Here is a 24,079-nt window from a genome sequence, read left to right as displayed (position 1 = left end):
CGGAAAAGAATGAGGAAGCACCATGGCAGCATCGGCAGCTCCTGAGCACATGGAACGCATCGTCATCGAGAACTGTTCGATCGCGACCGTCGACGCCGACGACACCGAGTACGCCTCGGGCCATGTCGTCGTCGCGGGCAATCGCATCGAATCCGTCGGCGCGGGCCGGGCACCCCAGGGCCTGGAGGAAGTCGTACGCCGTATCGACGGCACCGGGCATCTGGTCACCCCCGGCCTGATCAACACGCACCACCACTTCTACCAGTGGATCACCCGCGGCCTCGCCACCGACCACAACCTGTTCGACTGGCTGGTCGCGCTGTACCCGACGTGGGCGCGCATCGACGAGCCGATGGTCCGCGCAGCCGCGCAGGGCTCGCTCGCCATGATGGCCCGCGGCGGCGTCACCACCGCCATGGACCACCACTACGTCTACCCGCAGGGGACCGGCGATCTGTCCGGCGCCATCATCGGGGCCGCCCGTGACATGGGCGTACGGTTCACCCTCGCCCGCGGCTCCATGGACCGCAGCGTGAAGGACGGCGGGCTGCCGCCGGACTTCGCCGTGGAGACCCTCGACGGCGCGCTGGCCGGCACCGAGGCGACCATCGACGCCCACCACCACGCCTCGTTCGACGCGATGACCCAGGTCGCCGTCGCACCCTGCTCCCCGTTCTCCATCTCCACCGAACTGCTGCGACAGGGCGCCGAGCTGGCCCGCCGCAAGGGGGTGCGCATGCACACCCACGGATCGGAGACCGTGGAGGAGGAGAAGTTCTGCCACGAGCTGTTCGGGATGGGCCCGACCGACTACTTCGAGTCGACCGGCTGGCTCGGCGACGACGTATGGATGGCGCACTGCGTCCATATGAACGACTCCGACATCGCCGCCTTCGCCCGCACCGGAACGGGCGTGGCGCACTGCCCCTCGTCCAACGCCCGGCTCGCCGCGGGCATCGCCCGGGTGCCCGACATGCTCGCAGCGGGCGTCCCGGTCGGCCTCGGCGTCGACGGCACCGCCTCCAACGAGTCCGGCGAACTCCACACCGAACTGCGCAACGCCCTCCTCATCAACCGCCTCGGCGCCCACCGCGAGAAGGCCCTGAACGCCCGTCAGGCCCTGCGCCTGGGAACGTACGGCGGCGCCCAGGTACTCGGCCGCGCCGACCAGATCGGCTCCCTGGAGCCCGGCAAGCTCGCCGACCTGGTGCTCTGGAAACTGGACACCCTCGCCCACGCCTCCATCGCCGATCCGGTGACCGCACTCGTCTTCGGCGCCGCGGCCCCCGTCACCCTCTCCCTCGTCAACGGCAAGCCGGTCGTCGAGGGCAACCACCTGATCACCGCGGACGAGGACGCCATCGCCCGCGCCACCCGCGACGAGGCCCGCCGCCTCGCGCAGATTGCCGCCGGAGCCTGACGCTCCGGGGCACCCCCCGATACCGGCCGGCCGAGGGGGACGGCCCTCGGCCGGCCGCCGTGGACCCGAGCGGGGTCCACGGCAACCGGTGCAGGGGGCGGGTACTGCATGTACGCGCCCCCGTACCGGCGAAGAAAGCTGCCCGCACCAGCTGCACGACCTGCCCCACCTGCACCAACGCACCACTTGCACCACCTCCCTGACACCCACGTCGCCGCAGACGTGTACCCGACCGGAGGAACCGCCGTGGCAGCTACGCCCAGGTTTCGCAACGACGCAGTCGCAGCACCCGATGCCGACCCCCACCTCGCCCCCGCCCGCGATTCGGCCTCGGCAGACCGGAAACACCCGGTCGACGAAACACTCCCCCCGCTGAGGATGTTCACCAGCGGCCTCCAGCACGTGGCCGCGATGTACGCGGGCGTGGTGGCCCCGCCGATGATTCTGGGACCCGCCGTGGGCCTCACCCCCAAGGAGACCGCCTTCCTGATGGGGGCGAGCCTTTTCACCGCGGGCCTGGCCACCCTGCTCCAGACCCTCGGCTTCTGGCGCATCGGTGCCCGGCTGCCGTTCGTCAACGGTGTCTCGTTCGCCGGGGTGACCCCGATGGTGGCGATAGGAAAGGACCGCGGACACGACGGCATAGCCGTCATCTTCGGCGCGATCATCGTCGCCGGCCTGCTCGGCTTTCTGCTCGCCCCGTACTTCTGCAAGCTGGTCCGCTTCTTCCCGCCCGTCGTCACCGGCACCGTGATCACGCTGATCGGCGTCTCGCTGCTGCCGGTCGCCTTCAACTGGTCCCAGGGCGGCAATGCCACGGCCGGCGACTACGGCTCGACGACCAACATCACCATGGCCGCGGTGACGCTGGTGATCGTCCTCGCCCTGCGCAAACTGCTGCGCGGCTTCCTCCAGCAGATCGCCATCCTGCTCGGACTGGTCGTCGGCACGCTGATCGCGATCCCGGTCGGCATCACCGACTTCGGCGCCATCAAGGACGCCGACCTGGTCGGCTTCCCGACGCCGTTCCACTTCGGGGCACCGCAGTTCGAGGCCGCCGCGATTGTATCCATGTGCATCGTGATGCTGGTCTGCATGACCGAGTCCACCGCGGACATGCTGGCTCTCGGCAGGATCGTGGACCGTCCGGCCGACGAGCGGACCATCGAGGGCGGCCTGCGCGCCGACACCCTGGGCAGCGCCATCAGCCCGCTCTTCAACGGCTTCATGTGCAGTGCCTTCGCCCAGAACATCGGGCTGGTCGCGATGACCAAGGTCCGCAGCCGCTTCGTGGTGGCCGCGGGGGGCGGCATCCTGATAGTGCTCGGGCTGGTCCCCGTGGCCGCATCCGTCATCGCGCTCGTCCCGCTGCCCGTCCTCGGCGGCGCGGGCATCGTGCTCTTCGGTTCGGTCGCCGCGAGCGGCATCCAGACACTGGCGACCGCCGCGTTGGAGAAGGGCGAGAACGCGCTGATCGTGGCAGCGGCCGTGGGCATCGGCCTGATCCCGATCGCCGCACCCGACTTCTACCACGCGTTCCCGAAGGATGCGCTCGTCGTGCTCGACTCCGGGATCTCGACCGGATGCGTCGTGGCGATCGTGCTCAACCTGGCCTTCAACCACCTCGGCAGGAAGCCGGATCCGGATCCGTCGCCGCAGGAGCAGAGCCCGGCGGCAGCGGCTGCGGTGGCCGCACACTGACCGAAGCCGGCTTCGGCCGGCAGGGCGCTGTGGCGCGTACGGAGACCCCGACGGGTGCTGCCGTACGCGCCTCAGCCGTGACCCGGGTGTGTGTCAGCCGATGTGGTAGCTGTCGCCGTACACCTTCCAGTCGAGCGGCGGATCCAGGTTCAGATTGCCCTTCTTCAGGAAGACCCGCTGAGCGGTGTCCACCCGGCTGGTGTCCGAGTGGGCCTCCTCCTGCTGCATCGCCCAGACCCGGGCGTCCAGGAAGGCGTTGAGATACGTGACTTCGTTGCCGCCCTGGGCCGGCGGCTTCGCCTTCGAGAGGGCCCGTTTGCGGATGGAGCCGAAGCTGGTGCTGTCGCCGCCGTTGCCGTGCATGACGATGGCGTCGTAGTACGCGAACTGGCCCAGCGTGCCGATGCCGTCGGCCTTGCCCTGGCTGACCGCCGGGTTGAAGTACACCCGGTCCCGCTCGTCGTTCTGCGCCTGCTTGAACGCCGAGTCGGACGCGGCGGTCGCCCAGTCCTTGGTGAAGTTCGGGTCGAGACCGCTGTGGGAATCGGTGCCGTCCACCTTCCGCAGCGCGGGGAGGTACTTCGCGAGGACGTTGCCCGGCTTGCGCTGGGTGTACAGCTCGACGAGGTCGAGCATGTCGCCGGTGCCGGAACAGAAGCCGATGATGCCCGCGGTGTAGCCGCGGCCGTCGTCGATGTCCTCGATGTACTTGTACTGGGCCTTCCAGTTGAGTGAGGAGTTCTCCGCGCTGGAGACCAGCTGCATGGCGATATCCTTCTTCGCCGGATCGTCGAGCCCGGTCGCGGCGGCGGCGTGCTGAACCACCGCCGTCTGCTGATGTACCGCCGGGTGCGTGGGGGCACCGGCGTAGGCCGTGACGGGTATCGCCGTGAGGGTCAATCCGACCGCGATGACCGCGATGCGCACGGAGCGGGTGTTGCGACGTGCGGTGCGTGTGTGGGGAGTGTGCACCAGTCCTCCAAAGGGAGTTCGTCGTTCCAACATTCTGTTAGGAAGCTTTCCTATCAGAGTGGAGCGAGTGTCGTACACCCCTTCGACACAAGGGAGTTGGGGACGAGTCCCGGGGCGCAGGCAGGCCGCACCGTGCGGAAGGCGGATGCTGTTGGTTGTTTCCGGGCCTGCTTCGCCCCGTCGGCCGTTTGACCGACGGGACGAAGTGCTGCGAAGCGGCCTGTGCGGGTGCGGGCTCGGGGTGTGTCGGTGAGGTGGGCGTCGATGCGGGCAAGGTTGATCGCTGCTCCGGTGAGCCGGTGCTGGCGGCTGGTCCCGGCGAGCCCGCGGTAGCGGGATCTGCGTAGGCCACAGCGTCGAACGCCCTGGGAAATTGTGCCTTCGACGTCGGCGCGCATCTTGTAACGCTCTTTCCGCCGCGTGGTCTGCTGCTCGGCCCGGCGCCGGTGCAGCACCTCAGGCCGCCCGCGCGACCCGCACTGTCTCCGCCGGAACCCCACCCGGTCCACTCGGCCGCATCGACATCGGCACACTCCCCATACGACAACGTCGGTTCCCAGGACCACAACCAGGTCTTGGGAACCGACGTCACACGTGCGCCGTCCTCAGCAGTCGAGGTAGGCCGCGTGGATCCAGACGCCCGTGGGGCCGCCCCACAGGTCACCCATGATCCAGTTGCCCTGCCGGCCGCGGTAGTTGAGGTTCTGGCCCCGGTTCACCTGACCCAGGACCGGGTACTCGGATCCCGGTCCGCCGCGGAAGTTCACCCCGTTGTCGTTGACGGTGCAGACCGCGGCCGGCGCCTTCGCCGTCTGCGCGGCGGCCGGGCTCTGCACGGCCTGGGCGACAGGGCCGAGGGCCAGCCCCAGACCGGCGGCCAGGACCGTCGCGGCCAGCATCATCTTCTTCATCATGCGGAACTCTCCTCCGTATTCCGGCCCACATCCGCGTGTGCCGTTCGTCAGCCTCAACGGAGCCGCAGACCGTCGGGTCACGGGTCCGGATCACCCTGCGTGGAGGAGTGAAAGCGCAGGTCAAATGGCATGTGCACCGGCGTACGCAGTCAGCGGGGCGGACGCTTCCCGCGCCCGTCGATCACGGGTTTAACGGGCGTCGATCCGGTAACCGTCGCCGTACACCCGCCACCGCAGCGGTGTCTCCAACCCGAACCTGCCCTCCCTCACGAACACCCGCTGAGCCGTCTCGATCCGGCTGGTGTCGGAGTGCGAGGGCTCCTTACGGATCGCTGCGACACGGGCGTCGAGGAAGGCGTTCAGATAAGCCGCCTCGTCCCCGCCGCGCGCCGGTGGCGCGGCCGCGGCGATCGCCTCGTGGCGGATCGTACGGAAGCCGACCGTGCCGTCCGTGTCGCCGTATCCGTGCATCACATAGGCGTCGTAGTAGATGAACTGTCCCAGGGCGCCGAGTCCGTCCGCCTCGGCCCGGGCGACCGCCGGGTCGAAGTACGACCGGTCGCGCTCGGCGTCCTGCGCCGACCGGAAGGCGGGGTCGGCGGCCGCCTCGGCCCAGGCCTCGGTGAACGGGCCGCCGAGCCCGTCGTGCGCATCGCTGCCCTGTACGGAGCGCAGGGCGGGGAGGAACCGTGCCAGCGGATTGCCGGGACGCGCCGCCGCGTACCGCTCGACGACCTTCAGCATGTCGCCGGTGCCGGAACAGAAGCCGATGATGCCCGCGGTGTAGCCGCGGCCGTCGTCGATGTCCTCGATGTACTTGTACTGCGCCTTCCAGTCGAGTGAGGAGTTCTCCGCGCTGGAGACCAACTGCATGGCGATCTCCTTCTTCGCCGGATCGCCGAGCCCGGCTTCCGGTCCGCCCTCGGCGGACCCGGCGGACGAGCAGCCGGAGAGCACGGAGACGGCCATGACGGCAGTGGCGACGGCGATGAGCAGCGGGCGGGGAACGACGTTCACCCCTCAACCCTGCCAGGCCGCGGGGAGCCGTGGGTGAAAGGTCTTCGCTCATTCGGCTGTAGCGTCATGGGTATGGAAGATCAGTCTGTTGTGGATGTCGGCGATGTACGGCTGGCGTATCGGACCTGGGGCGACCCCTTCGGCTCGCCCGTGGTCCTGCTGCACGGCCTCGGCGGCTCCGCCGCGAGCTGGGAGGCGGCCGGGAGTCTGCTCGGCGAACAGTGGCGGGTGTACGCCATCGACCTGCGCGGTCATGGCGAGAGCGACTGGCCGGACGAGTACTCCGTCGAGCTGATGCGGGACGACGTCCTCGGCTTCCTCGACGAGTGCGAGCTCGACCGGGTGGGCCTGGTCGGCCACTCGATGGGTGGTGTCGTCGCCCATCTGCTCGCCCAGGAGCACGCGGACCGGGTGGAGCGGCTGGTGCTGGTGGAGACCCCGCCGCCGTTCCCGAGCGAGCTGAAGCCGGCCGCCGAACCGGAGGGGCCGGTGGACTACGACTGGGCTGTCGTCGCTCCCATCCGGGCCGAGGGGGCCGACCCCGACCCCGAGTGGGCGGCCGGCCTCGGCGAGATCGTCGCGCCGACGTTGATGATCGCCGGCGGCCCGGAGTCCACCATGCCCCAGGGGCGCCTGCAGGACATGGCCTCGCTGATCCCGGACTGCCGGCTGATCACGATCGGGGGCGGTCACCGGGTGCATGAGGTCCACCCCGACCAGGTCGCCCAGCAGATCACGGAGTTCTTCACCAGCTGAACGGCGAGCGGCTGCCGGCCCACGGCCCGGCCGGCAGCCGTGTGCTGCCCTCCGGCTCCACCCGCCGCCGGGGTGTCAGTGCTGGGTGCCATGATCCGCTCCATGGAACTCGCACCGTTCTTCGCCGATGTCGACGCCCAGCCGTGGGCCGAACTGCAGCATGCCTACGGGAGTGCCGCCGACGTGCCCGACTGCCTGCGGGCACTGGCCGGCGACGACGAGCATGCGGCGTCCGAGGCGATCTCGGAGCTGTACGGCAGCATCCTGCACCAGGGCTCGGTCTACGAGGCCACGGCCCGCGCCGTGCCGTACATGGCACAGCTCGCCGGGGCCGGGTACCGCACGGAGGACCTGCTGGTGCTGCTCGGCGGGATAGCGGAGGGCGGCGCGGACCACGGCGACACGGACGAAGCCGCGTGCCGGTCGGCCGTCGTCGGTCAACTGCCCCTGATTCTCACGTCGGTCGACGCCGAGGGGTCCGGGCTGCGGCGGGCCGCGGTGTGGGCCGCCGCGATGACGGGGGCCGCTGATCGGGTGCTGCCGGTGCTCCGGCGGCGCCGGAGGCAGGAGAGGGATCCCCTCGTACGCGCCGAACTCCTCGGGGCCATGGCGCATCTTGATCCGGCGGGGACGGCTGCCGCGGCAACCGAAGCCATGGGCACGGACGAGCCCGGCGAGGTGAGGATCGCGGCACTGCTGGCCTGTGTGGACGCCGGACTGCCGTGGACCTCCGCGCACCACGAGGCGATGCTGTCCCTCCTTCCCGCGGACGAGCTCGTCGAGGGCCGCCTCGACCTGGAGCGGAACGAACCGCTGCAGTATGTCGTCGAAGCGCTGCTGCTCCGCGACACCGACGCGGATCGCGAAGCGGTGTACAGCCTGCTCGACGCCGCACTGCGCAGTGCGGTGCCCGAAGCGCGTGCGGAGGCGCTCTGGGCGGCCGAGACGGCCTGCCGGCTCTCGCGCAGCGCCCCGGAACGGCTGGTCGCTTCCGTGGTGGCGTCGGTCGCCGACCCGGCCTCCGTACCCGCGGCGTACTCGCTCCTCAACAAGCTGGGCACACATGCCGTGGCGGCTGCTCCGGTGCTGGCCAGGCTGGCCGAGGGAGAGGGCGATCCTGCGGACCGGGCCTTGGAAGCGCTCGTCGCCGTGGCCCCGGACCGGGCCGCGCCCCTCCTGGCCCGTGAGCTGGGGCAGCGCCCGCGTGCGCTCGGTGCGGCCTGCGGCTTCCTGATCGGAGGGACGGCCGACACCTCGTTCCCGTACGACCCCGCACTGCTGGACGCCATACGGACCCGGCTGGGCGCATACGACCTGGACGGCAACGAGCCCATCCGGTTCACGGCCCTGCTCGGTGCCTGGGGGAGCCGGGCGTCCGCCGCCCTGCCCGAACTGCGGTCCGCGCTGCCGAGATTCCCGAAGGTGGTGCCGCAGGCGCTGGCCGCGGTCTGCCCACCGGAACACCGCGCGGCGACGGCGGAAATCCTGACCACCGCGGCCCGCTCCGGACCGGAGGGCGGCCGGGTCGCCGCGGCAAAGGCTCTGCGCCGACTGACCGGGGAGACCGGCCCATTGCTGGCGGCGGTTGCCGCCCAGTTGGCCCGGGGCGGCCATGACGTGCGCGAGGCTGCGGGACTTGCCGCCGAGTTGGGCCCTGAGGCGGCCGGGCTGGTGCCCGCCCTGCGGTCCGCGCTCAGCGCGCCCGAGGAGGACCGCAACATTCCGCAGCTCGACAGCGACGTCGAGATCGCCGCAGCCCTGTGGCGCATCACCGGTGACGCGGAATTGGCGGTGCCGGTCCTGGCCGGTGTGCTCGCCGAGGACGGGCCGATGTGGATGCGCTGGACGTTCAGCCGTGCCGCACGGGCAGCGGCCCGCATGGGCGCCGCGGCCCGGCCGCTGGTTCCCGCGCTGGAGGGCTTGCTGACGGACCGGCTGCAGACTCCGGCCGCCGTGCTCGCGCTGCACGCGATCGCACCCGAATCCCTCGACGGCCCCCGTCTGGCGGGTCTGGTCCTGGATTCCGCCGAGGAGGACGCCGACGCCGTGACCGCGCTGGAGGCGCTCGTCGTCCTCGGCCGCACCGCGCTCACCGAAGACCACCGCCGCCGCCTGACGGCTCTTGCCGAGCGCGACCTCAGGGTGACGGCCTCGGGCCTGGAATCGGGGATGGCCCCGGCCGACGAACGACTGCGTGAGCAGGCACGTGAGGCGGCGCGCATGCTGAGCTGACCCGGGCCGGGTCCGGCGCGCATGCTGAGCTGACCCGGGCCGGGTCCGGCCACCGGCCGTCCCGGCCCAGCGCCTCGGGCCGTCCCGTTTCGCCCCGGCCCACCGGCCTCGGCTGCCCGCCGCTCAGTCGCCCGGCTGCCAGTCCGGGCGGCGGCCGCTCATGGCGACGGCCCGGTCGACCAGGGGTGCGTCGTCCGGGACCGGAACCGGCGGACCGAAGACGTGCTCGGACCGGGGGACGGTGTCGCTGGGAGTCAGCATGGCCAGCGAGACGAGAAGGCTCGCCTCGTCCGCCTCGTACTTCTGGCCGGTCGACCGGGCCAGGTCCCAGCCGTGGATGACCAGCTCGTCCAGCGCGATCACCGCGGCCACCTCGCCCGGCAGATCCACGCCGCCGGCCCTGGTCATCCCCTGCCGGGCGGCAGGATCGCGCCATGCCGTCACCAGCTCGTCCAGCAGTGGCGGCAGCGCTTCGCGCCAGCCGTCACGGAGGACCGGGAGTGTGGCGTCGGGGGCGGTGTCGGCCGTCGGTCCGAAGTCCTTGCGTGCCGCGTCGCGGAAGGCCGTGGTCAGCCCGATCACGTGGGCGAGCAGCTCCCGTACCGTGTAGTCGGGACAGGGCGTCGGGCCGGCCAGCTGCTGTGCGTCGATACCGTCGAGCAGGCCGGCGATCTGCCGGGCCGCGGGCTCCAGATCGATCGTGGGAATCGTGGGTGCCGTCTCCAGGTGCGTATCCATACAGTGCAGACTGCTCCGGCGCCCGGAACTCATCGCTCATCGCACGACGCGTCCCCGGAGCACGATCCGGTTCGGGTGATCCAGCGCGGCAGGGCCCAGGGTCGGGTCGGTCGCGTACGCGACGACGTCGGCGGGAGCGCCGTTCACGAGCCCCGGCAGACCGAGCCAGGCCCTCGCCGTCCAGGACGCCGAGCCCAGCGCCTCCTGGGCCGGCAGCCCGGCCCGTACCAGCCATCCATCTCGTCGGCGACCGTCCCGCACGGAAAGGAGTCCGTCCCCGCCGGCACCGTCACAGCTGCCTTGTGGGCCGCGCGCACATTGCTGAGCATGGTGTCCCAGCCGGCCGGCCAGAGATCACGCCGCACGCTCGGCTCCCGCGCTCGCATCGCGTCCACCTTCGCGCCGAAGACGCTCAGGGTCGGGACGAACGCCGTGCCCTGCGCGGCCATCCGGTCCAGCAGCGCCGCTCCGGACTGTCGGCGCCCGCCAGTACGGCATTTCGCGTGCCCTCGGCGGTCCGGCAGTGCACCGCCACCCTGCCTCCGGCCGCGCGCACCGCCTCCACCGCCGAGCCAACAGCGGCAGCGGTACGGCGGGTTCGTCGGCGCGCCAGTCACCGATGACCTCGCACCACCCGGACGATGCGGCCGCCTCCTCCACGGCCGCGCGCACCAACTCGGCCTCGCGCTCCGGCAGCACAATCCCGCGTACGCACAGCATCAGCCGACCGTACGTCACATCCGTCACCCCGCCGACGCACGATCGTCTGCGCACACCGGCACATTGCGGAACGTTCCGCTCCACCCTCTTGTCGGCGACCCTCACACCATGCGATACAGGTCTGGACCATTGCTGCCGAATGGAAGGCACGACCGTGCAACGCCCCCACGCAACCGCCGCGTCGGCCTGCTCCGCCGCCCTGCTCCTCGCCGCGCTCACCGCCTGCGGCTCCACCCCGGAGGCGGACACCCGCAAACCCACGACACCGGGCCATGTGACAGCACAGGCCAGCAGCGCCACCTCCGTGCACGTCATGTGGGAGCCGGCCTCCGACAACAAGGCGGTCACCGGCTACGAGGTCTACCGCAAGGGCAAGAAGGTCAAATCCGTCCCGGCGGCCAAGGTGATGACCGACGTCGACGGGCTGACCGCCTCGACCCCCTACGCCTTCACCGTCCGCGCCCGCGACGCCGCCGGGAACCTCTCCGCGCCGAGCAACGCCGCAAACGTCACCACACCCGCCCCGACCCCCGCCGACCACGAGCCGCCGACCCGCCCGGTGAAACTGCGCGGCACGGCGGACGGCAGCCGGGCGGCAGACCTCTCCTGGGGCGGCTCGACGGACGACGTCGGCGTCACCTCGTACGACATCTACCAGGAGGACTCCCGGATCCACAGCGTGCCCGGCACACAGACCACGGCGCATCTGACCGGACTGCGCCCCGGCACCGTCTACACCTTCACCGTCCGCGCCCGCGACGCCGCCGACACCTCTTCGCCCGACAGCAACGCCCTCGACCTCACCACCGCGTCGGCGCCGGGCGCGCCGGCCAGTACTGCCCCCACCGACCTGCGGATCAGCAACCGCGTCCAGGGCAAGGAGTACGTCATCGACCTGAACTGGAAGCAGCCCGAGACGGGTGGCGAGATCCCGGCGTACCAGCTCTTCATGGGCGGCCGGCTCACCACCACGATCGTGTGGGGCTCCACCCCGCCCGCAGGCCGGGCAAGTTACCGGCTCACCGTCAGCGACCCGCGGGGCACCCGCTATTCGATGAAGATCCGCGCCAAGCTGCCTGACGGGAAGTGGGGGGACTTCTCCGCTCAGCGCACGGTCGCCCTCGGCGACTGAGCCCACGTACGGTCCGTTGTTCCCGGGGCGGGTGCGGTGGGTGACGTGACGCCCCGGCCGGCCTCAGGAGGTGACGCGCACGGTCTCCACCCACCGAGGGGGCTGCGGGGCGTCCGGGCCGATGAGTGCCGCGACGAGCCGGCACGAGGGGGCCTCGTCAGGCCAGGGCGTACAGCCGTCGGTGAGGACGACGACGATGTTCGGACGGTCCCGCGCCGCGAGGGCGGCGGTGATGCCCACCCGCATGTCTGTGCCCCCGCCCCCGCTCAGCGTGATCTGCTCGGCGGCCGTCACCCGGGACACGCTCCGCACATCGGCGTCGCAGGCCAGCACGGTGACGCGGTTGCCCCGGATGCCCACCTCCCGCAGCACTCCGGTGACCTCCGCCAGCGCCGAGGCGAGCTCGTCGTCACCCATCGACCCCGAGGTGTCGATGACGACGGCGACACGGGGCAACGGTCGGCGCAGGCTGGGCAGGACGACGCCGCGGAGCGCCGCGCTGCGGCGGGACGGGCGGCGGTAGGTGTAGTCGATCGCCCCGGCGGCCCACGCGGCGGCCTCCTGTACCGCGCCCGCGGGCGCCTGCCGCCAGTCGACCGTGGGCTCCAGGACCTGGTCCGCCCAGCGCTGCCAGCCCGCCGGGAGGCTGCCCCGGCTGCGCCGATGAGCGCGCATGGCCTCCGCGGTGTGGCGCCGCAGCGCATCCGCCTCGACCGGGCCCCAAATGGTCTGTACCTATTGACGAGTTGGTCCAGACCATTTAGCTTTCCCTGTGCTCCATGGCACCGAGGAATCCCGCTCCCCCTCAGGACCGCCTCACCGGTCCCTGCCTCAAGGGAGAACCATGTTTGAGCACATGACCTTCGGAAGAAGAACGTCGACCGCCCTCGTCGCCGTTCTCGGACTCCTACTCGCACTGCTGTCCTTACAGGCCGCACCCGCACACGCGGCGGGCAAGCTGACGGCCACCTTCGCCTCGGCCGACAACGGGTCGTGGTGGAAGGGGACTTACGTCCTGCACAACGACACCGACACCGCCGTCACCGGCTGGAGCCTCGAATTCGACCTGCCGGCCGGGGTCGCGATCGACACCTCCTACAACGGCGCCGTCACCACTCGGGGCAGCCACATCACCGCGGTCAACGCCCACTACAACGGTACGGTCGCCGCGCACAGCACCACCGAGCCGTACAGCTTCTGGTTCGTGGCCACCGGCCCGATCGCCGCGCCGACCGGCTGCCGGATCAACGGCGACAAGTGCGACGGCTCCGCGGATGTGCCGCCGGGCGCGCCGAGCGGGCTGAAGCAGACCGATGCCACCGCCCGCACAGCGTCGCTGTCCTGGACGGCGGCCACGGCGGGTGACTTCCCCGTGGCGTCGTACGACATCCTGGCCGGCGGCAAGGTGGTCGGTACCGCCACCGCAGTGACCTCCGCCACGGTCACCGGGCTGACCCCGGCGACCTCCTACTCCTTCACCGTCCGGGCCAAGGACACCCGCGGCAACACCTCCGCCGAGAGTGCCCCGCTGGCCGTCACCACCGTCGACCCGGCCAGTGACACCTCTCCGCCCACCGCCCCCGGCTCGCTGCACTCCACGGCAACCGACTCCTCGTCCGTCACCCTGGCCTGGACCGCCGCGACGGACAACCAGCGGGTCGCCGCGTACGACGTCTACCGGGGCGGCCAACTCGCCACCACGGTCTCCGGTACGACGACCACCGCCACCATCGGCGGACTCTCGCCCTCGACCTCGTACACCTTCACCGTCAAGGCCCGCGACGCGGCGGACAACGCCTCCCCGGCCGGCAACGCGCTCACGGTGAAGACCGACGACATCGTCGGCGCGGACAACTACGCCAAGGTCGGCTACTTCGTCCAATGGGGCATCTACGGCCGCCAGTACTTCGTCAAGAACCTCCACGACTCCGGTGCCGCGAACAAGCTCGACATAGTCAACTACGCCTTCGCCAACATCGATCCGAACAACCTCACCTGCCTGAACGGTGTCACCAGGGGCACCACCGCCGACCCCCAGGACCCCGAGCAGGGCACCGGTGCCGGTGACGCCGACGCCGACTACGCCCGCCCGTTCAGCGCCGCCCAGTCAGTCGACGGCGTCGCGGACGACGGCTGGGGCAAACTCCGCGGCAACTTCAACCAGTTGAAGAAGCTCAAGAAGCTCCACCCGAACCTGAAGATCGTGGTCTCGCTCGGCGGCTGGACGTACTCGAAGTACTTCTCCGACGTGGCGGCGACCGACGCCTCCCGCAAGAAGTTCGTCTCCTCCTGCATCGACATGTACATCAAGGGCAACCTGCCCGAATACAACGGCGCGGGCGGCCCCGGCACCGCAGCCGGAATCTTCGACGGCTTCGACGTCGACTGGGAATGGCCGGGCACCGGCACCGGGCACCCCGGCAACCACTACTCACCGGACGACAAGACCAACCTGACCCTGCTGCTCGCCGAGTTCCGTAAGCAGATGGACGCCCTCGGCGGCGGCCACCGCCTCCTCACCGCCTTCACCCCCGCCGACCCGCAGAAGATCGGCGACGGCTGGGACCTGAGCAAGGTCTTCGACTCCCTCGACGTCGCCAACGTCCAGGGTTACGACTTCCACGGCTCAGGCAGTGACAACTCCTGGGAACCGAGCCGGACCGGCCACCAGGCCAACCTCTACACCGACGACCAGGACCCGTACGACGTCCACTTCAGCGCCGACGCCGCCATCAAGGCCTACACGGACGCGGGCGTCGAACCCCGCAAACTGACCCTCGGCATCCCCTTTTACGGCCGCGGCTGGCAGAACGTCACCGACGGCGGGGCGGCGGGCGAATGGCAGCCCGCCCAAGGCGCCGCCCCCGGCCAGTTCGCGGAGGAGGCCGGCACCCGTGGCTACGTCAACCTCATCGGTGCGTACCCGACGATGACGGTCCATCACGACGAGCAGTCGGTGTCCACGTACGGCTACACCGGCAACCAGTGGTGGTCCTTCGACGACACCTGGTCCATCGGCAAGAAGACGGAGTACGTGAAGAACAAGGGTCTGCTGGGGGTGATGGTCTGGGAGATGTCCGGTGACACGGCCCAGGGCACCCTGCTCAACGCCCTCGACACCGGGCTGAAGTAACGGCACGGAGCGTCCGGCCCCGCGGAGTGCGCAGGGACGCCGTCGGTCAATTCGGGGGCTCGCGTGACGTCGGTTCCCAAGACCTGGTTGTGGTCTCGGGAACCGACGTTGTCATAGGGCGAGAGTGTCGATGCCGATGCGGCCGAGCCGGCGGTTGGATCGGAAGGGACGGGGTGCGCACGGCCGTCCTCTCGTCCGAAGCGCCCCACTGACTGCGGGCGGTGCAACAGGAGGAGGTCCTGCGGCAGGTATGGGTGCAGCACTTCCACCTGGCTGAAGGCCAAGTGAGGCGGCGGGACCCAAAAGACCGGCCACGCTCAGCGACTTCGACCTGGTCCCGGCTGTTCATACCGGTCTCGACCAGCGCCGTCCGCTTCCTGACGAGCACCTGGTCGACACCGGCCACGTCACCGCCCGGCACATCGTGACGGCCAGGCGTGACCACGGCGTGGACCTGGTGGGGCCGATGAGGCCCGACACGGGCCGGCAGGACAGGTCGGGGACCGGTTTCCCCGTCGGCGCCTTCGCTGTCGACCGGGACCATCAGAAGGTGACCTGCCCCGGCGGGAAGACCAGCACCCGGCTGGGCGAGGGAACCCGTCCGGGACAAAGTCGGGATCCGGGTGCAGTTCTCGATGACCGACTGTGCCCGGAAGGATGCAGGCGGGAGCGAGAAAATATCGGACTTGTGCTCGTAGCGGCGGTGCCCCTGCAGGGTGCGCAGCGGGTTGCTTGACGAGCGGTCGCCCTGATCTCGCCCTGTGGTGGCTGATGCCCACCTCCCACTGGGCATCGGACGAGTCAGCCGTCGGCTACGTTCACAGGCCGGGCAGCGGCTACGGTGCTCTTGTGATGATCAACGGGGAGGGCGGCATGGCATCCGGGACCGCGCTGTTAATCGCGGCAGCCCCGGCCGGCAAAGGCTGTCTCATCCACGCAACCAGCGTCCTGCCCACGCTCGCGGCGGTCCCGCCCAGCTTCCTGACCGGCACGACAGCGGCCACCATCGTTGAACTCGCCGACCCGACCGACCCGCAGACCGTCCTCACCCGCATCCGCGCCGCGGCCGCCACACCCGGCCCGCTCTCCCTCTACATCACCGGACAACTCCACCTCGACCACAAGCAGCGCCTGATCCACCTCGCACTCGCCCGGACCACGCCGACCACCCTGCGCTACACCGCATTGCCCTGGCACTGGCTGGTCGGCGAACTCAAACTGCGCCGCCCGGGCACCACCACCGTCGTCACCGACATGGTGGCCGCCCCCGATGCCTGGCAGCAGCTCCGTACCGAGGGTCTCGTCCTGGGCCATGGGATCCGCGTATACGGCCGGATCACCCCGCCGCCGCCCCGCCACCGGATCGTAGAACCGGCCTACCTGAAGGCCCTCGCCGCCACCTGGCGCAGTGGCGTCAACCCGCCGCTCGCCCAGCTCCATGAACAGGCCGCCGCCCAGGCCGGCCCCGACGGCGCGCTGTTCCTGGCCGTTGACCACACAGCCGTCCCCGTCCCTGCGGCATCGGCTGTGCCGGCACCGGGCCGGCCACACCAGGAGCCTGCACCTGTTCCGACGGCTCCTGCTCCGATTTCGGAGAACACCGAGGTGGCCGTAGAAGATCCGCTGCCTGCGATTTTTGCCGCCGCCCACGCGGGGCGGCACGGCGAGGCCGCGTCGCTCGCAGCCATGTGGGAGGGGTGGGCTCTGCGTACCTACGGCGCGGGCTCAGTGCAGGCCACCCACTGGCTGGAGGTCCGGGCCGACCTCGCTCGTCTGGCCGACGATCCGGCACACAGCTGCGAGTTGTGGATGGCTGCCGCCGACGCCCGTCTTGCCCGGCAACAGCCCCCGGACGACCCCGCCGTAGAAGGAGCCGTGGACCGTGCCCACCACCAGTGGCAGGAAGTTCGTGACCCGCAGCGGGCCCGGGAACTCGGCCCGCCTCTGGTCTCGTTGCGCCGACACGTTCCTGGCCGCCGCTCCGGGGCGGTCGAAGCCGTCCAGCGCCGACTGGAGCTGTTGCACACCATGCCCCTGGTACGGGCCCGACGTGCGGGATCCTGACGAGGGACAGGCACGTCCCTCACGCGTCAGGGTCGAACCTCGTGCTCAGACGGCCGCTGAAGCGGAGCAAGGGCCGTCCCTCGCGCGCCCAGGTCGAACATCTGGAACCCGGCGCGCAGCAGGTGGTACGACGGTCGTCCGTCACGTACGCGGGCCGGTGGTGACCTGCCCGAACACCGCCGCCCAGTGGCGCCGCCCGCAATCTGTTGGGTGCCTCGTTGCACAACCCGTTGCGCAACTGGCCGGCGCCGGCCGTTACGCAACCCGCTGGGCAACCAGGTAGGCGGCCCTGTGCTCCTGGTCTCGCGGCTCGCGGCTCGCGGACCGCTGGTGTGCCGTGCCGCGCACCGGAGCCCCGGGCGAGTGCGTCCGGGCGGAGGTCGGCCTGGACGTCGGAACGCGCTGAGACCGCCTCCTCGCGGGGCGGCCCGACGCATCCGGGAACGCCCCGGCACTCCGCCCCCGGTGCTGTGCGGTACCGGGGGCGAAGTGCCGGGGCGGAAGCGGCGGGCTCAGCCCAGCTGTTCGTACGCCGGCAGCGTCAGGAAGTCCGCGTAGTCCTGGTCCAGGGAGACCTGGAGCAGGAGGTCGTGGGCCTGTTGCCACTTGCCGGATGCGAATGCCTCGTCGCCGATCTCGGAGCGGATCGCTGCGAGTTCCTCGGCCGCGACCTTGCGGGCCAGGTCCGCCGTGGCGTGCTCGCCGTTCTCGAAGACCACGTCCGCGTTGATCCACTGCCAGATCTGCGAGCGCGAGATCTCGGCGGTGGCCGCGTCCTCCATGAGGTTGAAGATGGCGACGGCGCCCATGCCGCGCAGCCAGGCCTCCATGTAGCGGATGCCGACCGCGACGGCGTTGCGCAGGCCGTCGTAGGTGGGCTTGGCGTCCAGGGTGTCGATGGCGATCAGGTCGCCCGCGGCCACCGAGACGTCCTCGCGCAGGCGGTCCTTCTGGTTCGGCTTCTCGCCGAGGACCGCGTCGAAGGAGGCCAAGGCGATCGGGACCAGGTCCGGGTGGGCGACCCAGGAGCCGTCGAAGCCGTCGTGGGCCTCGCGGTCCTTGTCGGCCTTGACCTTCTCGAAGGCGACCTTGTTGACCGCGGCGTCACGGCGGGACGGGATGAAGGCCGCCATGCCGCCGATGGCGTGCGCGCCGCGCTTGTGGCAGGTGCGGACGAGGAGTTCGGTGTACGCGCGCATGAACGGGGCGGTCATCGTCACCGCGTTGCGGTCCGGCAGGACGAACTTCGATCCGCCGTCGCGGAAGTTCTTGACGATGGAGAAGAGGTAGTCCCAACGGCCCGCGTTCAGCCCGGAGGCATGGTCGCGGAGCTCGTACAGGATCTCCTCCATCTCGTACGCGGCAGTGATCGTCTCGATGAGGACGGTCGCGCGGATTGTGCCCTGCGGGATGCCGACGTAGTCCTGGGCGAAGACGAAGATGTCGTTCCAGAGGCGGGCCTCCAGGTGCGACTCCGTCTTCGGGAGGTAGAAGTACGGGCCCTTGCCGAGGTCGATGAGGCGCTGGGCGTTGTGGAAGAAGTAGAGACCGAAGTCGACCAGCGCACCTGGCACCGGGGTGCCGTCGAGCTGGAGGTGACGCTCGTTCAGATGCCAGCCGCGGGGACGGGTGACGACCGTCGCGAGCTCGCCGGCGGGCTTCAGGGCGTACGACTTACCGGACCCGGGGTCGGTGAAATCGATGTTTCGGGTGTAGGCGTCGATCAGATTGAGCTGGCCGAGGATGACGTTCTCCCATGTGGGGGCGGACGCGTCCTCGAAGTCGGCGAGCCAGACCTTGGCGCCCGAATTCAGGGCGTTGATGGTCATCTTGCGGTCGGTCGGACCGGTGATCTCCACCCGGCGGTCGTTCAGTGCGGCCGGGGCCGGCGCGACCTTCCAGGAGTCGTCCGCGCGGATCGCCGCTGTCTCGGGCAGGAAGTCCAGCGTGGAGGTACGGGCGATCTCGGCGCGGCGCTCGCCCCGGCGGGCGAGCAGCTCGTCACGGCGGGGCGTGAACTGCCGGTGCAGCTCGGCCACGAACGCGAGGGCCGCGTGGTTGAGGACCTCGTCCTGCCGGGGCAGGGGCTCGGCATCGACGATGGCCAGCGGGGACGGCGCTGGTGCGGGCATGAGCTGTCACTCCTTCAGCGGGCGGTGCGGGCGGCTTCTCACGGCCGCCGGGTCGCCTGAAACGGCATGGCGTGCCATGGCTCCGGGATACGGCCGGTGGGCGCCGTCCGGGGTGCAGAGGCCTTCTGACCAGTGGATAGTAATTTCCTCATGGTGGAAGTTCAATGGTTTGTTGATGTCGAGATTCTCCGGGTCGACAGAAGTGGGGCGGTGCCGGCGCCGGGTGCCAGTGGGTTCACTCAAGGTGCTTGAGGTCCTCCACCGTGTCGATGTCGTACGCCTGAGCCACATCGGAACACTCGACGAGCGTGATCGCATCGCGGTGTGCCCGCAGATACGTTCGAGCGCCCCGGTCGCCCACCGCTTGCGCCGCGATGTCCGACCACCGGTCGGCCCCGAACAGCACCGGATGGCCGCGTTCACCGTCGTACGAGGCGGCCACGAGACTCGTCCGGGAGCGGTACGCCGATCGCACCCGTGCCACCGCGTCCGCGCCGATACCCGGCTGGTCGACCAGGAGGACGAGCGCCGCGTCCGCTCCCGTACCGGAGAGCGTCCCGAGCCCCGCCCGCAGCGACGAGCCCATGCCCTCGGTCCACTCGGGGTTGACGGTCACCGTGCAGCCGGCGAGGTCGGCGCGTGCTCGTACCTCTTGCGCCGCGGCGCCCAGGACCACATGGACGCGGTCGCAGCCGCCCTCCCGGAGCACGCGTACCGCGTGCTCCACCAGCGGCCGGCCGCGGTGTTCGAGCAGTGCCTTGGGCTGCCCGCCGAGTCGCCGTCCGCCGCCCGCGGCGAGCAGCAGCCCGGCGACCACCGGGGTCTGTGTTGTCCGAGTCATGCGGACTGGATACCTCAGATGTACCCTCCTCGCGCAAGCGGGCCACAGGAGGGTACGGACGGGCGGCGCCGTCCCCGGAGCCACCTGCACGTCACCCTTACGGGGCACCCTGAATTCTGTCTGCGGAGTGGCGCTCGACACCTGTCATGGCGTTAACTTGCGGGCATCCCCGGACACTTGACCGCGGTCCGGGACCCGGTCGAAACACTGGCACAAGGATGTGCGAGGGGGAGTGCTTTGTTGCGAAGCGTGGGGCAGACGCGGGTGACCGGCAGTGATGAGGATCCGAGGGTGACGGAGCTGCGTACGGCCGTCTCCCGACTCCGCCGAGAGCTGGCGGGGCATCCCGCGGAGTTCCCGGACCGGGGGATCGCCGAGGACGAGCTGGCCGCGCTGGATGCGATGGCCGTCAGTGGCGCACCCGAGATTCCGCGCCTGCGCCGTTCGCTGCTGCTGATCGCGGGGGCGATCGGCTCGGTCAGCGCACTGGCCTTCGCACTCAGGGACGTACGGGTCGCCGTGGATCTCTTCGGCGAGCCGCCGCGCCGCTGACGTACGACGCCGGGAATCAGCGGCGGATCAGCCGACGGGCCGTCGCCGCCGCGACCGCCGAGGTGCGGGAGTCCACGCCCAGCTTGGCGTAGATGTGCACCAGATGGGACTTCACGGTCGCTTGGCTGAGGAAGAGCCGCTTGCTGATCTGCAGGTTCGACAGGCCCTCGCCGACCAGCTGCAGCACTTCCAGTTCGCGCTTGGTCAGGGCCTCGGCCGGAGTCCGCATGCGGTCCATCAGACGGTGGGCGACGGCCGGAGCGAGTGCCGACCGGCCGGCCGCCGCCGTGCGTACCGCCGCCGCCAGTTCCTCCGGCGGGGCGTCCTTCAGTAGATAGCCGGCGGCGCCCGCCTCGACCGCGGCCAGGATGTCGGCGTCCGAGTCGTACGTGGTGAGGATCAGGACCCGGGGCGCGCCCGCCTGTGCCGTGATGGCCGCAGTAGCCCGGGAACCGTGCATGCCCGCACCGAACTGCAGGTCCATGAGGACGACGTCGAACTCGCCGGTCGCGGCGAGCGCGACGGCCCGTTCGGCGGTCGCCGCCTCGGCGACCACACAGAAGTCGGATTCGGCGTCGAGCACGGCCCGCAGCCCCGCCCGTACGACCGGGTGGTCGTCGGCGAGCAGCAGCCTGATGGGGGTGGTCATGCGGCGTCCTGTCCTGGTCGGCCGTCGGGGAGCGGAACGGGAAGCGGAAGGGTGAGGGCGACCGCCGTGCCCTGACCGGGCGCCGACTCGACACTCAGCGTGCCGCCCAGCGAACGGGCCCGGGAACGCATCGCGGGCAGGCCGAAGCCGCCGGTGTCGGTGTGCGCCGCGACCGGCCCGCTCCCCGGGGCGAAACCGCGGCCGTCGTCGACGACGTCCAGCGACACCGAGGTGTCCATGAAGCTGAGAGTGATCTCCGCACGCCGCGCCCCGGCGTGCTGCACCGTGTTGGCCAGCGCCGACTGGGCGGCACGCAGCAGCGCCACCTCGTACGGGGTCGGCAGCTCCACCGGGGGGCCGCTGGCCGCGAACTGCACCGTGAGGCCGGGGCCCGTGGTGCGGGACGCGAGGCGTTCCAGGGCGGCCGCCAGGGAGCCGTTCTCCAGGTCGGGCGGCGACAGGGCGCGTACGAAGCGGCGGGCCTCGGCGAGATTGTCCTGCGCGGCCTCGCGGGCCCGGCGGACGTGGGCGGCGGCGGGAGCGTCGGCGGACAGGGTGCGTTCGGCGGCGCGCAGCAGCAGCTGGATGCTGGACAGGCCCTGCGCCAGGGTGTCGTGGATCTCGCGGGCCAGCCGCTCACGTTCGGTGAGCGTGCCCGCCGTACGTTCCGCCTCGGCCAGCTCTGCCCGGGTCGCCATCAGCTCCTCGATGAGCTCGCGGCGCCGTTCGCTCTCCCGGGACAGCGCGTCGTACCCGAGGACCGTCGCGACCGCGACCGCCGCGCCGAGCAGCGGACCGATGAAGGCGCCGGGCGTGACGGCCTGGCCGTGCAGCACGAAGCTCGCGATGGCGGCGGCCGCGGTGGCCGCGACGGTCGGAAGGGCCCATCGCGTCGGCAGCAGATGCAGCTGCAGGAAGTAGAGCGGGAACGCCACCCACAGGGCGTCGGGCGACAGGACGAGCAGCACCAGCCAGACGGCGCCCAGCAGCGCCAGCCACAGGGCGGACGGTCGGCTGTGCGGTTGTACGGCGGGGATGAGCGCTCCCGCCGCGTACACGGCGGCCATCACACAGGTGACCACGATGACGGCGGCGGTGTGCGGGGCACCGTCACGGACAGCCTGTACCGCCGCGAGCGCGAGCAGCCCCACGAGCAGCGCGTGCAGACACAGCCGCAACGCGGCGGCGACCGGGGGATGGGTACGGGAATCCATGATTCGTCCAGCGTAGACGGACGGCCCCCGCGGCCGGTCAATCGAAAGGTTGATGTCAGGCCCCACCGCCGATCGATGCCTACGGGGGCCTGTGTGCCGAGGCTGGAAGCATGTTCGTCGCATGGAGAGATCTCAGGTTCGCCAAGGGGCGGTTCGCGCTCATGGGCACGGTCGTGGTGCTGATCACGCTGCTCGTGGGCCTGCTGTCCGGCCTGACGGCCGGCCTGGCCCGGGAGAACACCTCGGCCGTCACGGGGCTGAACGCAGACCACCTCGCGTTCGCCGCCCCGCCCGACGGCCAGTCGGTGTCCTTCACCAATTCGACCGTCGAGGAGAGCGTCTGGCGGAGCTGGGCCGAGCAGCCCGGTGTGAGTGACGCGGAGCCGCTCGGTATCCGCACCCTCAACGCCGCAGCCATCGAGGGGGAGCGCACGGCCGCCGTCTCGGCCTTCGGTGTCGAGCCGGAAGGGGGCCTGGCGCCCGTCGGCGGTGCGCGCGTCGGCACCGGGAAGGTGGTGCTGTCCGAGCAGGCCGCCGACGATCTGGGGGCCCGGGCCGGAGAGCGGCTGCGGCTCGGCAGCAGCGAGGTGACCGTGGCGGCGGTCTCGGGAGATGCCTCGTACAGTCATACACCGGTCGTGTGGACCTCGCTCGACGACTGGCAGCGCTTCGGGGCCGGTGGCTCCGGCGGGGCGCAGCATGCCACGGTGATCGCCCTGACCACCACCGCCGGCGCCGACCTTGCCGCAGGCGACAAGGCGGCGGGCACCAGCACGCTCTCCCTCGGGGAGTCGCTCACCGCGATCGGCTCCTACCAGGCCGAGAACAGCTCGCTCCAGCTGATGCGCGGCTTCCTCTTCGCCATCTCCGCCCTGGTGATCGGCGCCTTCTTCACCGTCTGGACGATCCAGCGCAGCGGCGATGTCGCCGTCCTCAAGGCGCTCGGCGCCTCCACCCCGTATCTGCTGCGCGACGCGCTCGGGCAGGCCGTGGTGATGCTCGCCATCGGTACGGGGGTGGGCACCGTGCTCGCCTCGGGCATCGGTGCGCTGGTCAGCGGCGGGGCCGTGCCGTTCGTTCTCGACGCGGCGACCGTCCTGGTCCCGGCGGCCGTGATGATCGTCCTCGGCGCCGCCGGGGCGGCCCTGTCCATCCGGCGGATCACCGCCGTCGACCCGCTCATCGCACTCGGGAGTGCCCGATGACCCTCACCCTCGCCGATGTCACCCTCACCTACCCCGACGGCGACGGCCGGCTCACCGCCCTGGACCGCGTCTCGCTGGATGTGCCCGCCGGTTCGCTCACCGCGGTCGTCGGACCGTCCGGCTCCGGCAAGTCCAGCCTTCTGGCGGTGGCCGCGACCCTGGTCACCCCGGACGGGGGACGGGTCGTCGTCGCCGGTACGGACACCGCGGGCCTCGGCCGTGCGGAAAAGGCGGCGCTGCGCCGCGAACGCATCGGCATCGTCTTCCAGCAGCCCAACCTGCTGCCGTCCCTCACCGCGGCCGAACAGCTCCAGGTGATGACCCATCTGTCGGGCGGCACCGTACGCGGAGCCCGCGGCCGGGCGCTGGAGCTGCTGGACGCGGTCGGCCTCGCGGACAAGGCCGGCCGCAGGCCCCATCAGCTGTCGGGCGGACAGCGTCAGCGGATCAACATCGCCCGAGCCCTGATGAACGACCCGGCGGTGCTGCTCGTCGACGAACCGACCAGCGCACTCGATCACGAGCGGGGTGCGGCAGTGCTCGACCTGCTGGTCACGCTCACGACGGAGCGGTCGACGGCGACAGTGATGGTCACGCACGACCGGGCCCATCTGGACCGGGTGAACCGCACCGTCACGATGGACGACGGACGTCTGACAGCGCCCGTAGTGACCTGAGGCGTCATGG

General features: G+C 70.9%; 20 protein-coding genes and 1 pseudogene. 10 read left to right on the top strand and 11 right to left on the bottom strand.

Annotation, left to right across the window (positions count from 1 at the left end; all coding sequences use genetic code 11):
- Positions 1-22 precede the first annotated feature (22 nt).
- Together OG609_RS07500 and OG609_RS07495 are read left to right on the top strand one after the other, a co-directional pair.
- Positions 23-1,420 (top strand): 8-oxoguanine deaminase, encoded by a 1,398-nt coding sequence (locus OG609_RS07500; RefSeq protein ID WP_327272070.1) that lies wholly within the window; start codon positions 23-25, stop codon positions 1,418-1,420.
- A gap of 246 nt (positions 1,421-1,666) precedes the next feature.
- The gene (locus OG609_RS07495; protein WP_327272069.1) at positions 1,667-3,121 is read left to right on the top strand and encodes a nucleobase:cation symporter-2 family protein; all 1,455 of its coding nucleotides are present in this window, start codon (positions 1,667-1,669) and stop codon (positions 3,119-3,121) included.
- 93 nt (positions 3,122-3,214) lie between these two features.
- On the opposite strand, the gene OG609_RS07490 is transcribed toward OG609_RS07495, so the two are convergent.
- The 4 genes and pseudogenes from OG609_RS07490 to OG609_RS07475 all read right to left on the bottom strand — a co-directional run bounded on the left by OG609_RS07490 (position 3,215) and on the right by OG609_RS07475 (position 5,976).
- On the bottom strand, positions 3,215-4,093 hold the full coding sequence (locus OG609_RS07490) for a chitosanase (protein ID WP_327272068.1): 879 nt from the start codon (positions 4,091-4,093) through the stop codon (positions 3,215-3,217).
- Between the two features lie 170 nt (positions 4,094-4,263).
- Positions 4,264-4,545: pseudogene (locus OG609_RS07485) on the bottom strand (transposase); the annotation flags it as partial.
- Between the two features lie 153 nt (positions 4,546-4,698).
- Positions 4,699-5,007, bottom strand: a complete 309-nt coding sequence (locus tag OG609_RS07480) for an SH3 domain-containing protein (RefSeq protein ID WP_327272067.1) — start codon at positions 5,005-5,007, stop codon at positions 4,699-4,701.
- A 189-nt stretch (positions 5,008-5,196) separates the two neighbouring features.
- Positions 5,197-5,976: a chitosanase gene (locus OG609_RS07475; protein ID WP_390094525.1), complete on the bottom strand. Its 780-nt coding sequence runs from the start codon at positions 5,974-5,976 to the stop codon at positions 5,197-5,199.
- A gap of 120 nt (positions 5,977-6,096) precedes the next feature.
- Between OG609_RS07475 and OG609_RS07470 the strand changes: the two genes are divergently transcribed.
- Both OG609_RS07470 and OG609_RS07465 read left to right on the top strand, forming a co-directional pair.
- Entirely contained in the window at positions 6,097-6,780 is a 684-nt protein-coding gene (locus OG609_RS07470; protein ID WP_327272065.1) for an alpha/beta fold hydrolase, read from the top strand.
- A 102-nt stretch (positions 6,781-6,882) separates the two neighbouring features.
- Entirely contained in the window at positions 6,883-9,012 is a 2,130-nt protein-coding gene (locus OG609_RS07465) for a hypothetical protein (RefSeq protein WP_327272064.1), read from the top strand.
- 123 nt (positions 9,013-9,135) lie between these two features.
- On the opposite strand, the gene OG609_RS07460 is transcribed toward OG609_RS07465, so the two are convergent.
- Both OG609_RS07460 and OG609_RS07455 read right to left on the bottom strand, forming a co-directional pair.
- Entirely contained in the window at positions 9,136-9,750 is a 615-nt protein-coding gene (locus OG609_RS07460; RefSeq protein WP_327272063.1) for a TIGR03086 family metal-binding protein, read from the bottom strand.
- 36 nt (positions 9,751-9,786) lie between these two features.
- Complete coding sequence (locus OG609_RS07455) at positions 9,787-10,011, bottom strand: hypothetical protein (protein ID WP_327272062.1); 225 nt, start codon at positions 10,009-10,011, stop codon at positions 9,787-9,789.
- Between the two features lie 598 nt (positions 10,012-10,609).
- On the opposite strand from OG609_RS07455, the gene OG609_RS07450 reads away from it, so the two are divergent.
- Entirely contained in the window at positions 10,610-11,602 is a 993-nt protein-coding gene (locus tag OG609_RS07450; RefSeq protein WP_327272061.1) for a fibronectin type III domain-containing protein, read from the top strand.
- A 63-nt stretch (positions 11,603-11,665) separates the two neighbouring features.
- Here the strand turns inward: OG609_RS07450 and OG609_RS07445 are convergent, their stop codons facing one another.
- Positions 11,666-12,301 carry a vWA domain-containing protein gene (locus tag OG609_RS07445; protein ID WP_327277967.1) on the bottom strand — a complete coding sequence of 212 codons (636 nt, stop codon included), beginning with the start codon at positions 12,299-12,301 and terminating at the stop codon, positions 11,666-11,668.
- Between the two features lie 145 nt (positions 12,302-12,446).
- On the opposite strand from OG609_RS07445, the gene OG609_RS07440 reads away from it, so the two are divergent.
- Both OG609_RS07440 and OG609_RS07435 read left to right on the top strand, forming a co-directional pair.
- The gene (locus OG609_RS07440) at positions 12,447-14,735 is read left to right on the top strand and encodes a glycosyl hydrolase family 18 protein (RefSeq protein WP_327272060.1); all 2,289 of its coding nucleotides are present in this window, start codon (positions 12,447-12,449) and stop codon (positions 14,733-14,735) included.
- Positions 14,736-15,608: 873 nt separating this feature from the next.
- Positions 15,609-16,799: a hypothetical protein gene (locus OG609_RS07435; protein ID WP_327272059.1), complete on the top strand. Its 1,191-nt coding sequence runs from the start codon at positions 15,609-15,611 to the stop codon at positions 16,797-16,799.
- Between the two features lie 512 nt (positions 16,800-17,311).
- Here OG609_RS07435 and aceB read toward each other — a convergent pair.
- Entirely contained in the window at positions 17,312-18,931 is a 1,620-nt protein-coding gene (aceB, locus tag OG609_RS07430) for a malate synthase A (protein WP_327272058.1), read from the bottom strand.
- A 235-nt stretch (positions 18,932-19,166) separates the two neighbouring features.
- On the bottom strand, positions 19,167-19,772 hold the full coding sequence (locus OG609_RS07425; RefSeq protein WP_327272057.1) for a nucleotidyltransferase family protein: 606 nt from the start codon (positions 19,770-19,772) through the stop codon (positions 19,167-19,169).
- 237 nt (positions 19,773-20,009) lie between these two features.
- On the opposite strand from OG609_RS07425, the gene OG609_RS07420 reads away from it, so the two are divergent.
- A complete protein-coding gene (locus OG609_RS07420) occupies positions 20,010-20,324 on the top strand; it encodes a DUF5955 family protein (protein WP_327272056.1) in 315 nt (104 codons plus the stop codon).
- 16 nt (positions 20,325-20,340) lie between these two features.
- Here the strand turns inward: OG609_RS07420 and OG609_RS07415 are convergent, their stop codons facing one another.
- Together OG609_RS07415 and OG609_RS07410 are read right to left on the bottom strand one after the other, a co-directional pair.
- Positions 20,341-20,973, bottom strand: a complete 633-nt coding sequence (locus tag OG609_RS07415; protein WP_327272055.1) for a response regulator transcription factor — start codon at positions 20,971-20,973, stop codon at positions 20,341-20,343.
- A complete protein-coding gene (locus OG609_RS07410; RefSeq protein ID WP_327272054.1) occupies positions 20,970-22,187 on the bottom strand; it encodes a sensor histidine kinase in 1,218 nt (405 codons plus the stop codon). Before OG609_RS07410 ends, OG609_RS07415 begins: the two co-directional genes overlap by 4 nt.
- A 110-nt stretch (positions 22,188-22,297) precedes the next feature.
- Here OG609_RS07410 and OG609_RS07405 point away from each other — a divergent pair, with 110 nt between their 5' ends.
- Together OG609_RS07405 and OG609_RS07400 are read left to right on the top strand one after the other, a co-directional pair.
- Positions 22,298-23,392 (top strand): ABC transporter permease, encoded by a 1,095-nt coding sequence (locus OG609_RS07405; protein ID WP_327272053.1) that lies wholly within the window; start codon positions 22,298-22,300, stop codon positions 23,390-23,392.
- On the top strand, positions 23,389-24,069 hold the full coding sequence (locus tag OG609_RS07400; RefSeq protein WP_327272052.1) for an ABC transporter ATP-binding protein: 681 nt from the start codon (positions 23,389-23,391) through the stop codon (positions 24,067-24,069). Before OG609_RS07405 ends, OG609_RS07400 begins: the two co-directional genes overlap by 4 nt.
- Positions 24,070-24,079 lie beyond the last annotated feature (10 nt).

Origin of the sequence: Streptomyces sp. NBC_01224 (assembly GCF_036002945.1) — a bacterium.
GTDB lineage: Bacteria > Actinomycetota > Actinomycetes > Streptomycetales > Streptomycetaceae > Streptomyces.
Note: the sequence above shows the minus strand (reverse complement) of the source record. Positions and strands in the feature narration are given on the sequence as shown.